A 13,581-nucleotide genomic window follows, 5' to 3' on the forward strand; every position below is an offset into this window, starting at 1 on the left:
TTGGTGTGCAACAGTATTTTATATCAGGTGCCATATATTGAGTCTTTTTTGTTACTTTGTGTAAAACCTCCTGAATGAAAAGACTGCTCCTCATCCTGCTTTTTATCAACACGCTCTATGCCCAGAACGATACCCTGAAGCTTACACATTATTACCAGGTAAGGGACACGGTGCATAACAGGTTGATTTTTAAAAATATGGATGATGGAGTAATACAGGGCACTGTAAAAAAAGGCGATTGTTATACGGTTGTAGAAGCGGGTGTTGTTACCGGGCGTATGTGTTATGACAAGCAGGGAGGGCTGCTTTCGCGGCTTTATAAAACACCCAGTGGCTATGTAATGGAAACCTACGGCACCCGGATTACAAAAAAGTATTTTGACGGTATGTTTAATTCAGTAGCCGAAGAAGAATGTAATGAAGACGGCTCTTTGGCTAAAAAGGTTGTGTATGAAAAGTATTTTGAAATAAGCAGCCAGCACTATTATGAAGGCGGCAAGGAACTATTTAGGTTAGAATACCATAACGGTATGCCAGAGTTTTTAGGCGATACCCTTGCAGCAGAGCCGGCCAATGGAGTGGTTCTTAAAAATGACACGCTTTATGCAATGCACCGCGGGACAGTTATGGCATACAAGTATTATGCAAACGGCAGGCTAAGGCAGTACTGGTCTGAAACCACGCGTTTTTTGTGGGATGCAGAAGGTGGGCTTACACATTCAAAACTATACAAAAGGTCGCAGCAGGTATTTGAAGTTAAGCACGAAGATTATTTTGAATATTGCGAATATGCAGGCAACGGCAGCATTAGCCTTAAAGTGTGCGCATCTGGCGGGCGTGTGGGTAGCATAGCAATAACCCAGCCCGGCCGTACTATTGAAATAGGGTACTCTTTAGGGCAGCTTCAGGAAGCAACCATACGCGAGCCGATTGAAGGCGGAAGCTATGTAACCCGGGTAAAACAAAACGGCACTGCCACTAAAACCCGGTTTATAAATAACAGCAATGGCACCACCACACAAGACCCGGTTAAGGGCTTTGAGTTTTTTCATGGCGGGTATGATTATAATGATTTCCTGAAAACCGCAAACATTCTTACCTTGCAGGAATATGAAAGCATCTGCTCAAGGGCTTTAAAACTGTAATTAAGGTTATGACACACCTCATTATTAACCATATACGCCGGTATGTTGCCGTGCCCGATGAAGATGTGGCGGGTATACTGTCGTATTTTGAAACCGTAACACTTTCTAAAAAACAAAACCTGCTGGAAGAAGGCCAGCATTGCAACCACAGCTACTTTGTTGTAAGCGGTTGCCTGCGCCTGTTTTTTATTAACGAAAAAGGAGGAGAGCAAACCACACAATTTGCCCTTGAAAACTGGTGGATGAGTGATTTCCTTGCCTTTGGCGGGCCACGCCCTGCTGTATTTTACATACAGGCGGTTGAAAAAACAGAAGCCCTTGCCCTGAGCCATACGCAGCATGAAAAGCTGCTGGATAATTATCCGTATCTTGAAAAATACTTCAGGCTTATATATCAAAAAGGCTATGGCGCATCGCAGCAGCGCATCCGCTACCTGTATGGCCTTAGCCGCGAAGAGCTGTACCATCAGTTTGCTAAACAATACCCTCAGTTTGTACAGCGTGTGCCACAGTATCTTCTGGCTTCATTCCTGGGCTTTACACCCGAATACCTTAGCGAAATACGCAACAGGCGATAATTTGATTAACAGATAAGAGCACATCTGACAGTCGAAAAATCGAACCATCTAATAATCAAACAATCTTACTATTCTACCAATCTGTTCAAAAAATACCCTGGCACATTTTGAACAGTTATTGAAACGTTTTTGCACACCCCGGTTTTGGTTTCATCCTATCTTTGAAAACGTTGTAGTTGCCTGTTTGGGCTAACTGCATCCGCTAACTAAACCATTCCTTATATGAAAAAAATTACCCTTTTAATGCTTAGCATGGGCTTTAGTGCCTTTGCTGTAGATGTGCCACCGGGCACTAACAACCTCCAGGCGGCTATAAACAGTGCTGCCCCGGGTGAAACACTTAACCTTCAGGCCGGTACTTACTTTGTGTCGTCTACTATTACGCTCAACAAGCAAATAACACTACAAGGTGTGGGCATGGGCACCATAATCCAGAAAACAAACGGCGCAGCGGCCGATGTTGCGGCCATAGTAATACCCAATGGTGTTAACGGCTGTACGCTAAAAGATTTCCGCCTGTTGGGGCAGGACCAGGGCGGCCCCGGCATTATGGTGTTTAGCAACAGCAACAGCCTGATAAACGTAAATGTTTCAGATTGTGGAAATAACAGCGCTAACGGCCCCGGCAGCTGGCGTGCGGGCATATTGCTTGAAGGCGCAGAAGATAATGTACTTACCGATGTAAAATCGCACCACAACAGCTGGGTGGGTATATCGCAGCACAGCAGCCCCGGTACAACCATAACCGGAGCCGACTGCTTTTTAAACCATGGTGAAGGCCTTACCATTGATTTGGGCAGCCACAATTGTGTGGTTACCAACTCGTTGTTTAACGAAAATAACGTGAGTACCCGCGGCGTGGGCGGTATAGGTATAGATGATGTAAACAATGCTACCATACAGTACTGCACCATTAACGATACCCACAACCTGCATGGTATTACCTTTCAGAATAATGTGGGTGGAGAAGACGGCTGCGTTATTACCAATAATACCATTAACAACAGCAGCCAAAACGGCATACGCATAAGGAACTGTACTTATGCGGTAACCAATACAACCATTGGGCAAAACAGCTATACAGGAAACGGCAGTGCCGATGTATACTGGGAATGTGATGAGCCTACAGCATTTTTAGGCCAACAGGAAATGCAGGTGCTGAAAATATATCCTAACCCGGCTGTTGATGTTGTTTCTGTTGATTTTGGGCAGGCAGCTATTAACGGTTTTGAATTACTTTCTATTACAGGGCAACAGGTGTTGACTATTGATTCTGAAAAACTGGCCGGTAATACTATTGATATTTCAGGAATTAGCGCCGGGGTTTACATTTATAAAGTGAGCCATAACCACGGTACAACCACCGGCAGGCTGGTTATAAAGTAGTTTGTGCGTAACAATAAAAATCCCGGAGCATCAATACACTCCGGGATTTTGTATTTTTTCGCTAAGAAGCTAAGTTGCTCAGCAACTAAGTAGCTTTAAGATTTTACCAACTCCAGCTCAGCAAGTGCGGTGTTGATAAACCCAATCTCGTCTTTACTCAGCTTTACATTAATGGCTTTAGCGTTTTGTACAGATTGTTCTGCATTTCGTGCACCGGCAAGGGCAATGGTAATACCCGGTTGCTCTACCGTCCAGCGTAAAACAAGCTGCGATAGCGTAGCGCCTTTTTCAGCTGCCATAGGGCGAAGCTTGTCTAAAAATGCAGCGGTACGCTTCAGGTTTTCATCTTTATAGAAATAAATGTTGGCACGGTGGTCGCCCTCTTCAAATTTGTGGCCCGGCTGCATTTTGCCACTTAAAAGGCCGCGCTCCAGCGGGCTGTATGCCAAAATAGACTTACCGGCATCAAGCACATACGGCACCAGCTCTTTTTCTATATCGCGCTTCACCATGCTGTAAGGCACCTGGTCGCTCAAAATAGTGGCATATTTATTGGCTTCCTGCACCTGTGCGGCGCTGTAGTTGCACACACCTGCATGGCGCACCTTGCCCTGCTTAATCAGCTCGGCAACGGTTTCAAACGTCTCCTGGATGGGCGTAGTGCTCTCCGGCCAGTGAATCTGGTACAGGTCAATATAATCCGTTTTCAGGCGGCGCAGGCTGTCTTCGCATTCTTTTATAATGCTTTCGCGCCCGGCATATTTGTAAATGTCTATATCCTGGCCCTGGTTGTTCTTGCTCTTAAAGCCAAAATCGCCCCTGGCAAGATCCCAGCGCATGCCGAATTTGGTTATAATCTGCACTTTATCGCGGCTAAACGGGGCAATGGCCTCGGCCACAATCTCCTCGCTGTCGCCCTGCCCGTAAATGGGTGCGGTGTCTATACTGGTAACGCCTTCGTCATATGATTTGCGAATGGCCGCTACAGCATCCTTGCGCTCTGTACCGCCCCACATCCAGCCGCCTGCTGCCCAGGCGCCAAAAGTAATAACGGATAGTTCAAGGTCTGAGTTGCCAATTTTTCTGTATTCCATAGTAATTTTAGTTAGATGTATTTGTAATTACAGCTCGTTAAGCAGCTTACTGATTTCGTCAAGCTTAGGCGTAAGGATAATTTCTATCCTGCGGTTTTTGCCCTTGCCTTCGGCTGTTGCATTATCTGCAATAGGCGAATATTCGCTGCGCCCGGCGGCGGTAAGGTTTTTGGGGTCAACACCCTTATTTTCCTGAATAATATTTACAATAGCTGTGGCACGCTTGGTAGAAAGGTCCCAGTTGTTGTTTATCTGCCCACCACCCTGGTAGGGCACATTATCGGTATGGCCTTCAATAAGTACGGTAATATCAGGGTTGTCTGCAAGTACCTTACCTACTTCTACCACGGCTTTTTTACCTTCAGGCCCTACAACCCAGCTTCCGGAGCCAAACAGTAGCTTGTTTTCCATAGAAACGTAAACCTTTCCGTTCTTCTGCTCTACGGTAAGGCCTTTGCCCTCAAAGCTGTTAAGCGCCTTGCTAAGCTTATCTTTAAGCGCCTGAAGGTTTTGCTGCTGTGCAGACATAATGCCCTCAAGCTCGTCTACACGGGCACTGCGTTCTTTAAGTTCAGCGCTAAGCTTGTTTAGCCTTTCCTGCTCGGCTGCCAGGGCTTTTTCCTTGGCTTCAAGCTGGGCAAGCAGTTCGCGGTTCTTTTTTACGTTGCTGTCCAGCGCGGCACTGCTGTCTTTTTCAAGTGCAGAATAGCTGGTTTTTAGTGCATCAAGGCTGTTTTTGGTAGCGGCATAGTCAGTAGCCAGTTTATCGCGTTCTGCCTTAAGCTTATCCAGCTGTGTTTGCAGGTCTTTCGATTTCAGGTCGAGTGCGTTCTTCTCTTTGGTAAGTGCCGTGTTTTCATCGCTCAACTGGCGGTTTTCCTTTTTCAGGCCGGCATATTTGTTTTCAAGGTCGGTGTACACCTTTTTGCTTACGCAGCTTGTGGTAAGCGCCAGGGCAAGCACACCGGCAGAAATGTTTTTAATCCTCATAGGTAGTCGTTTTATTGGTTAGCAGGTTACCGCAATAACCTTGCCTTAAAAAAATGTCTTAGTCAAATTCTACCACAATAGGGCAGTGGTCGCTGTGTTTGGCTTCGGGCAGTATAAGCGCACGGGTAAGGCGGTCGCGCATGGGTTCGCTAACCATGGCATAATCTATACGCCAGCCTTTGTTATTGCCGCGGGCATTGGCAAAATTGCTCCACCAGGTATAGTTATGGGGCTCTTTATTAAAGTGGCGGAAACTGTCTATAAAGCCCGCCTGCATAAACTCGGTTATCCACAGCCTTTCGTTTGGCAAAAAGCCCGAAACCTTTGCGTTGCGCACCGGGTCCCAGATATCAATGGCTTCGTGGCAAATGTTAAAGTCGCCACAGACTATGAGGTTGGGTATTTCTTTCCTCAGTTCGGCAATATATTGGGTAAACTCGGCCATATACTGAAACTTGTAGGTATGGCGCTCTATATTTGTTCCTGATGGCAGGTACAGGCTCATAACGCTAAAGGTATCAAAATCCAGGCGGATGTTTCGGCCCTCAAAATCCATGTGGTCTATACCGGTGCCATAGGCCACGTGGTTGGGCTTATGTTTACTGAATATAGCCACACCGCTGTAGCCTTTTTTTTGTGCCGAAAACCAGTAGTGGTAGGGATAGCCTGCCTCCTCAATCATATCTGTGGCTACCTGCTCAAACGTGGCCTTGGTTTCCTGCAGGCAAATAATATCTGGGTTGGCCTGTTTTAGCCATTCTATAAAGCCTTTGTTAAATGCGGCGCGTATGCCGTTTACATTGTATGAAATAATTTTCATGATTTATTTTTAGGTTCTCAAAAATAACCAAAATGAAGGTTACCTAAAAATCAAATCAATAAAAAAGCCCCCGCCGGAACGGGAGCTCAAAAAAATAGATAAAAAACGATTCCGTTAGAATGAACCGTTTTACTGTGATTGCGGTTTTTTGTAAACAGTCCCCGCGTTGTCAGGAGTATTTAAGCGGCGGGGCTGTGTAAAATGTCCCCCTTTGCACAAGCCCGGTAGATGCCTGCTGTAAATACCCCCTTATAAACAATTACTAAAATAGGTTTATACCCACAAAGCACGTTAATTTATGCCTTGCAGCCTAAAAACAGGTAGGGACAAAGTAGGGACACCTGTAAAAAAGTGCAGATAGGCCAGTAAACTCAACCCCTTTAAAACAAAAGGGTTACGCTAAAAACGGCTTTTAGTATAGGAATTGTATAGTTTGAAGGCAGGAGGACATCAGTCCATTTTAACCATTTCGGGTTCGGTTTCCTCAACATCGGTGCGGTTAAGCTTTTTGTTAAGGCGCACCTTGGCTTTGGTAACACTTGCAGGGGTAATGTTTAGCAGTGCGGCTATTTCTTTGGTAGAAAGCTTAAGGTGTAAATAGGCACACAGGCGCACCTCATAAGCCGTAAGCCCGGGGTGTTTTTCGGTAAGCTCTTTAAAGAAATCAGGGTGCACCTGCTCAAAGTGCAGTTTAAATTTATCCCAGTCGGCATCCATATACAGGTTTTGCTGTATGGTGCTTTTAATGCGGCTTATTTGCTGTGGCGATGCATCGCCCTGGGATACGGCATCAATCTCTGCCTTAAGGGCCGAAAGCAGTTCGTTTTTCTGGTACAGGTACAGCGTGGCCGATGCCAGCTCGCGGCGGTTAAAGTCCAGCTTTTCCTGAAGGGTTTCTTTTTCAAGCAGCTCTTGTTCCTTTTCTTTCAGCATAAGGTTATTTTTGAGCTCTATGTTTTCTTTTTCTACCTGAAGGGCTTGTGCCTCCAGGTTTTTTCGAGCCAGCTTATCCTGTAGTTTGTTGTAGGCCTTTAGTTTTTTGGCGTTGCTCCTGTGCTGGCGTCGCATCAGGAATATAAAGCCGGAAAGCGCTGCAACCACTACCCCGCCTGCTGTGGCATTGCGTATGGTTTTTTGGCGTTCAAGGGCTGCTCTTGCCTCATGGTCTTTTTTATCCTGAACGGCCTTAAACTCAAAGTTCATGCGCTGTTCGGTTAGTTTTTGCTGGTTTTCGGCATTAAAAAGCGAGTCGTTAAACTTTTTGTATAATACATGGTTATCATAAGCCGCCTTGTAGTTGCCCATACCGGCATATATTTCAGAAAACTGGTTGTACACCTGGCGGTACATATCCAGCTCACCCGATTGCTTTACAATTTCCAGCGCATGGTTGTTGTAGGCCAGCGCCGTTTGGCTATTGCCCTTTTTAGCCTCTACATCGGCTAACGAGAGGTATACGGTAAACAGCCCGCCGCGGTCTCCCACGCCTTCCATAATGCCCTTGGCTTTTAGTAAAAGTGCTTCGGCATCAGTATATTGCTGTTGCTTTATGCGTAAAATTCCCAGGCCGCAGTAGTTGTTAGCCAGGGCAATACTGTCTCCTGCCACTTTAGCGCTTTCTATGCCCAGCTTAAAGTATTTGCTGCTCAGGTCGTTCATTTTCTTGCGCCCGTAAATCTCGCCCATATTCATGTATGTGTAGGGTATGGCGCGGTTTTCTTTATGTTTAAGCTGTATAGTGAGCGACTCCAGGTAGTACTTCAGGGCACGGTCATAGTCTTTATGCTTGGTATATACCAGGCCTATGTTGTTGCAGGTGCTCATAATACCCCAGTAGTCGTTTTCTTTTTTAGATTCAGCCAGCGCCCTGAAAAGATATTTAAGCGCCTCGCTATAAATGCCCTGCTTGGCATATTGCACCCCAATACCGTTGTCTACATTTATGGCGTGGCCCTTGCTGCCTATTTCCATATATAGCCCCCGTGCGCGGATGAGCTGCTCCAGCGCTTTTTCATAACGGCCCTCATATTCGTTTACAAATGCCAGCATTTCGCATGCATTGGCAATGCCAAATTTATAGCCAATCTTTTCAGAAAGAGCCATTTGCTCATTGGTATAAGCCAGTGCTTTTTGGGGGTTATTGTGGCTGTAGTATATGGCAAGGCTGCTCAGCATATCAGCCTTAAGGGTATCGCGCATTTTAGGGAAACTCCTGCCCATGGACTTTTTTTCTTTCTCAAACTTCTGGAGTTTAGCCAATAACGAATCTGCCCGGGTGGTTTGCGAAAAACCTGCTACGGGATGCAAAAACAATAAGAGGAGTGCAAAAATCAGATAGGTATTCCTGGTGAAATACTGCATAAACTAAAGCGGTTTGTAATTATTTAGCTGTAGATGTGGATATTACAAATATAAACAAAAATTTCCTGTTAATTCATTTTGTAAATATTTATCTAAAAAACAACAAAACCACGAAAAACCTAAGAATAATTCAATACAAAATTTCATTCTGCACAAAAGGTGTTTATGGCTATCTTTGAAAAAACTTTTGCCCTGATGAAGAATACTTTACGTGCCCTGTTGCTGTTATCAGTAACTACTGCTTTTGGCCAGCAGGCTGCTTTTGACAGGCTGGTGGAAGCCGAAATGAAATCGGCCTACAACATTGCTAATTTTACGGCCAACGAAAATACAGGCAATTATAACGTTACCCATCATACACTTGAGTTTACAGTAGACCCTGCTGTACAATACATTACCGGCAGCGTTACCACCACTTTTACCGCACTCGAAAACATGGGGGCCATTACCTTTGATATGAGCAGCAATCTGACCGCTACATCGGTTACCCAAAATGGCAACAACCTGTCTTTTAGCAGTGGTAATAACGAGCTGGTTATAACCCTGCCCACTACTGTTGCTGCAGGGGCAGAGGCCACAATAACAGTTAATTACAACGGTGCCCCGTTTGATGATGAAGACTCATTTGTGGCAGACCAGCACAACGGCATACCCGTGCTCTGGACATTATCTGAACCGTATGGCGCAAAAGAGTGGTGGCCCTGCAAACAGGACCTTAACGATAAAATAGACAGCATAGATATATATGTTACCGCCCCCAGCCAGTATGTGGGCGTAAGCAACGGTGTAGAGCAGTCGCAACAGCAAAATGAAGACGGCACCACCACTACACATTTTCACCATGGGTTTCCTATACCGGCTTATCTCGTGGCCATTGCGGTTACTAACTACCAGATTTACAACCAGCAGGCCGGTACTGCGCCAAATGACTTCCCTATAGTAAATTACCTGTATCCGGAAACTGCCGCCCAAAGCCAGGCCGAACTGGCTGTAACCCCCGGTATTATGGACTTTTTTGAAGATACGTTTGAAACCTACCCTTATCATACCGAAAAATACGGCCATGCACAGTGTGGTTTTGGCGGTGGTATGGAGCACACTACCGTATCGTTTATGGGGGGCTTTTACCGCAACCTTATAGCGCACGAGCTTGCACACCAGTGGTTTGGCGATAAAATAACCTGCGGCTCATGGCAGGATATATGGCTTAACGAAGGCTTTGCTACCTACCTTTCCGGACTCGTGATAGATCATTTAGACGGTGGCGCTGTGTTTCAGCAATGGAGGCAAGACAATGTGTGGGATATAACATCTGAAAGCTGGGGATCGGTTTATGTGCCTGCTAATGATACACTTAATGTAAGCCGTGTGTTTAGCAGCAGGCTTACGTATAACAAAGGGGCCATGGTATTGCACATGCTGCGCCAAAAGCTGGGGCAGGACGTGTTTTACCAGGGTGTGCGCAACTACCTGGCCGACGAGAACCTCGCTTTTGATTATGCCAAAACACCTGATCTCCAGGCACATTTAGAGTCGGAATCAGGGGTTGAGCTCGATGGCTTTTTTGCCGACTGGGTGTATGGGCAGGGATACCCAACTTATCATGTGCATGCCGAATTTCCGGCTGATTTTCAGGCTGTTGTTACGCTTACGCAAACGCAGTCTCACCCGTCCGTCAGCTTTTTTGAAGGGCTTGTGCCACTGCGGTTTATATCAACAACCGGCTTACTGTATGATACTGTTGTAGATAATACCGTTAACGGCGAAACGTTTACACTGTCGGTACCATTTGAAGTGGCTGAGGTACAGGTTAATGCTACCTATGATATTATTTCGGCAAATGATACATCTACCCTTAATGCTCTTGATAATGAGTTGTTAAGCAGTATAAAGCTATATCCTAATCCGGTAAGCGATTTGCTTAATGTACAGTTGCCGCAGGGTATTACGTTGCTAAACAGCGAGGTATATAACAACCTGGGCCAAAAAGTAATACAGGGCGGTACACAGCCGGTGTGGAATGTTTCCGGCCTTGCGCAGGGCACTTATTTTTTAAGGCTTAAAACCGCTCAAGGAGTTGTTAGCCTGAAATTTACAAAGCAATAAAGTACAGTATTTCATCATCTTTTAGTGCAGGATTTTGATATATCTAAAATTATCGATACATTTGCATCAAAATAGTTTCGCAATGACACTTGATAACAAGAAGATAGAGAGGATAAGCAAAGCCTTGGGCGACCCCTACCGCCTTAAGATTATGCATGCCATAATGAAGATGGAAAAAGCCCAAAAGGGCACGTGCAGCATGCCGTGCAGTAACCTTGTGGAAATGATAGACCTTGCCCAAAGTACAGTGTCTCACCATATTAAGCAGCTTGTAGATGCTGATTTGCTTATTGCCGAAAAAGAAGGCCGCAATGCCAAGTATACCATTAACAAAGAGGTGTTTAACGCCTATGTAAGCTTCCTGCAGCCTTTTGCCAGCTAATTTTTTAAATCGAAATATTTGGATGTTTCGATTTAATTTGTACATTTGCTCCATCAAATAATTTTATGCCTGCGGTTTAGCCTTAATTTAACAGGCTTTTACCGCACTAACACAATATTTTGCGGCTTTGCCGTTTTATAATTAATCGAAATATTTATATATATCATCAATCAAAAAACGAATACTCATGCAAACCCAGCTAACCCCACAAACCGATGCCCTGCTTGCAGGTGGTTTTATAAATGCCTGGCATACACAGGTTAAAGGCATAACGGCCTTCTTTGAAAAATATACCGATGCCGATTACCTTAAGCCTATAGCCCCTAACCGTAACCGCCCCATATACATACTGGGCCACTTAATAGCTGCTAATGATGTACTTATGCCGCTGTTGGGCTTTGGCCAGAAGCTGTTCCCTGAGCTTGAGGAACAGTTTATTACCAATGCTGATAACCCCCATGCTGCAATGCCATCGCTTTTAGAGCTGCGCCAAAAGTGGGAAACCCAGCAAGGTATTCTAAACAAGCACTTTAACAGCCTTGAGCCGCAACAGTGGCTGGAGCGCCATACCGCCGTGAGCGAGGCCGCCTTTGCCGCCGAACCTCACCGCAACAGGCTAACGGCACTACTGGCACGCACTGCCCACATGAGCTACCACCTGGGCCAGCTTAACCTTTTTCCGGAGAAGAAACGCCTGAAATACAACCCGTTCCACTCCGGGATTAGCCTTAATTTTGCTTTTTAATTTTCCGTTTTTAGTTTATTCGTTTGAATCCCTGATGGTTGCATTGGGGATTTTTTTGTGCGTATAGCCCGCATATTTACTACATTTGCCCTTTAGTAAACTAATGAACCAATGGGATTTAAGAGCAAAATCAACGTATTGCGCCGCGCCATTACCCATGGCCTTACCAAAAACATAGGCAGTAACCAAAAGCCGTTTAACCCAAGCCACCCGGTAAAACGTGTCTTAGTGTCGCGCCCCAACCACAGGCTGGGCAACCTGCTGCTAATCACGCCATTAGTGCAGGAAATTGAACGCCTTTACCCCGATGCAAAAGTAGACCTGTTTATAAAAGGCGGTCTTGGCCCCATTGTTTTTAAGAACTATACCTCTATAGGTCAGGTACTTGCGTTGCCCAAGAAGCATTTTAAGCAGCTGGGCAAATACCTGGGCAGCTGGGTAGGCCTTAAGAAACACCGTTATGACCTGGTAATCAACGTGGCAACCAGCTCATCATCAGGCAAGTTAAGCACCGGCATAGCCCGCGGTAAGTACAAGGTTTTTGGTGAACTTCCTGCCGAAATCACAGCACAACACCCTGACTACCTGCATCTTGGTAAGTATCCGGTGTACAACCTGCGCCATTTCCTTAATATAGATGCCAATGTTCCTATGCCTGAACTAAACCTTAAACTTGATGATAATGAGTTGGTTAAGGGTAAATCAGACCTTCAGGAACTGGTTAAAAACGACAAGCCTACTATCTGCATCTTTACCTTTGCAACGGGTGGTAAATGCTACCCGCCTGAGTGGTGGAATCCTGTATATGAGCAACTTATGGCTGAATTTTCAGGATATAATATCGTAGAGGTATTGCCTGCCGAGAACGTTTCGCAAATAGGCTTTGCAGCGCCTACCTATTACAGCCGCGATGTGCGCGAAATAGGAGCCCTAATGGCTTGTACCTCAGTGTTTATAGGGGCTGACAGCGGCATTATGCACCTGGCAGCGGCCAGCGGCGTGCCCACCGTGGGCCTTTTTAACCCAACCGACCCAAACCGTTTTGGGCCCTATGGCGGAAAAAATATTGCGGTTGACACAAACAAAACAGACACCAATGGCCTGATTAAAGTCGTAAAAAATATCTTACAACAATAATTGCAAAAAGGGCTAATTTTTCACTTTTGGAGTTTGAAATTCAATTTTAAAGTCAAAAGTGTAAAAGTCGAAAGTCATAAAGTCCCGGATGAAGTTTTTTGTCCGGGTTTTTTTTGCGCAAAAATGTATCAAAAAAATAATTAAGATTATTTTCTTAGTATATTAAATTTTATTCGTAACTTTGCAGCGAGGTTCATCATCAATCATGCCTTAACAATACAGGCTGTAGTTTTCAATCTTTTTATAAAGCCGTTCGGCCAGGGTGGGGCACAGGTTGCGTAAGGCTTCATATAAAAAAGCTGCTTCGCCACGGTAGCTTTGCACCTTTTCAATGGGCCAATGTTTGGGTGGCGGTTGCAGGTTTACAATACGGTCGGCCATTTTAACCATGGCTACCTCGCGGGGCTGCCCTAATATGCGGGTTATAGAGTGTGCCATTTTCTCCTGCTTATCGGCAATGGTGCTGTCTTTGGTCAGTGCCGCCACACCATCGGCTACAGGGGTGCCAAAAGCCGTTTCTATATCGGTTAGCGTAAGGGCGGTGTCTTCAACCGTGTCGTGCAGTATGGCACACAGCAGTGCCAGCTCGGCATTATACACCTCCGGGTTGCCCATAAGCACAGCATACACCTCATTAACAACCGCGCCTATATGGTTCAGGTAAGGCAGCTCAAGGCCATCGTTATTAGTGTAAAACTGGCCGTTGTGCGCCGCAGAAGCCATGTTCCAGGCCAGCTGCACTTTGTCTGTCAGTATTGAGTCCATACGCTAATGTAAAAAGAAAAAGCCACACTTGCGTGCGGCCCTTCCATAGTTAACCAATTTAAAATTCTAAAA

Annotated in this window: 12 protein-coding genes; 7 read left to right on the forward strand and 5 right to left on the reverse strand. The window is 45.5% G+C overall.

Features of this window, described 5'->3' with window-relative positions:
• Nucleotides 1–74: 74 nt before the first annotated feature.
• The 3 genes from AM279_RS15295 (at nt 75) to AM279_RS15305 (ending at nt 3,109) form a co-directional block, all read left to right on the forward strand.
• A complete protein-coding gene (locus AM279_RS15295; protein ID WP_054408898.1) occupies nt 75–1,145 on the forward strand; it encodes a hypothetical protein in 1,071 nt (356 codons plus the stop codon).
• A gap of 8 nt (nt 1,146–1,153) precedes the next feature.
• Nucleotides 1,154–1,723, forward strand: a complete 570-nt coding sequence (locus AM279_RS15300; RefSeq protein WP_054408899.1) for a Crp/Fnr family transcriptional regulator — start codon at nt 1,154–1,156, stop codon at nt 1,721–1,723.
• 222 nt (nt 1,724–1,945) lie between these two features.
• On the forward strand, nt 1,946–3,109 hold the full coding sequence (locus AM279_RS15305; RefSeq protein ID WP_054408900.1) for a T9SS type A sorting domain-containing protein: 1,164 nt from the start codon (nt 1,946–1,948) through the stop codon (nt 3,107–3,109).
• 95 nt (nt 3,110–3,204) lie between these two features.
• Here AM279_RS15305 and AM279_RS15310 read toward each other — a convergent pair whose 3' ends face one another.
• The 4 genes from AM279_RS15310 to AM279_RS15325 form a co-directional block, all read right to left on the reverse strand.
• Complete coding sequence (locus AM279_RS15310) at nt 3,205–4,203, reverse strand: aldo/keto reductase (protein WP_054408901.1); 999 nt, start codon at nt 4,201–4,203, stop codon at nt 3,205–3,207.
• Between the two features lie 27 nt (nt 4,204–4,230).
• A complete protein-coding gene (locus tag AM279_RS15315) occupies nt 4,231–5,193 on the reverse strand; it encodes an OmpA/MotB family protein (RefSeq protein WP_054408902.1) in 963 nt (320 codons plus the stop codon).
• 58 nt (nt 5,194–5,251) lie between these two features.
• On the reverse strand, nt 5,252–6,013 hold the full coding sequence (locus tag AM279_RS15320; protein WP_054408903.1) for an exodeoxyribonuclease III: 762 nt from the start codon (nt 6,011–6,013) through the stop codon (nt 5,252–5,254).
• A 450-nt stretch (nt 6,014–6,463) separates the two neighbouring features.
• Complete coding sequence (locus tag AM279_RS15325) at nt 6,464–8,374, reverse strand: tetratricopeptide repeat protein (RefSeq protein WP_143090360.1); 1,911 nt, start codon at nt 8,372–8,374, stop codon at nt 6,464–6,466.
• Nucleotides 8,375–8,569: 195 nt separating this feature from the next.
• Between AM279_RS15325 and AM279_RS15330 the strand changes: the two genes are divergently transcribed.
• The 4 genes from AM279_RS15330 (at nt 8,570) to AM279_RS15345 (ending at nt 12,744) form a co-directional block, all read left to right on the forward strand.
• Nucleotides 8,570–10,480 carry a M1 family aminopeptidase gene (locus AM279_RS15330; RefSeq protein ID WP_054410363.1) on the forward strand — a complete coding sequence of 637 codons (1,911 nt, stop codon included), beginning with the start codon at nt 8,570–8,572 and terminating at the stop codon, nt 10,478–10,480.
• An 82-nt stretch (nt 10,481–10,562) separates the two neighbouring features.
• Nucleotides 10,563–10,862: an ArsR/SmtB family transcription factor gene (locus tag AM279_RS15335; protein WP_054408905.1), complete on the forward strand. Its 300-nt coding sequence runs from the start codon at nt 10,563–10,565 to the stop codon at nt 10,860–10,862.
• A gap of 187 nt (nt 10,863–11,049) precedes the next feature.
• Complete coding sequence (locus tag AM279_RS15340; RefSeq protein WP_054408906.1) at nt 11,050–11,607, forward strand: DinB family protein; 558 nt, start codon at nt 11,050–11,052, stop codon at nt 11,605–11,607.
• Nucleotides 11,608–11,718: 111 nt separating this feature from the next.
• Entirely contained in the window at nt 11,719–12,744 is a 1,026-nt protein-coding gene (locus AM279_RS15345; RefSeq protein WP_054408907.1) for a glycosyltransferase family 9 protein, read from the forward strand.
• A 210-nt stretch (nt 12,745–12,954) separates the two neighbouring features.
• Here AM279_RS15345 and AM279_RS15350 read toward each other — a convergent pair whose 3' ends face one another.
• A complete protein-coding gene (locus AM279_RS15350) occupies nt 12,955–13,509 on the reverse strand; it encodes an HD domain-containing protein (RefSeq protein ID WP_054408908.1) in 555 nt (184 codons plus the stop codon).
• Nucleotides 13,510–13,581 lie beyond the last annotated feature (72 nt).

This window comes from Flavobacterium akiainvivens (assembly GCF_001278115.1).
Taxonomy (GTDB): Bacteria; Bacteroidota; Bacteroidia; order Flavobacteriales; family Flavobacteriaceae; genus Flavobacterium; species Flavobacterium akiainvivens.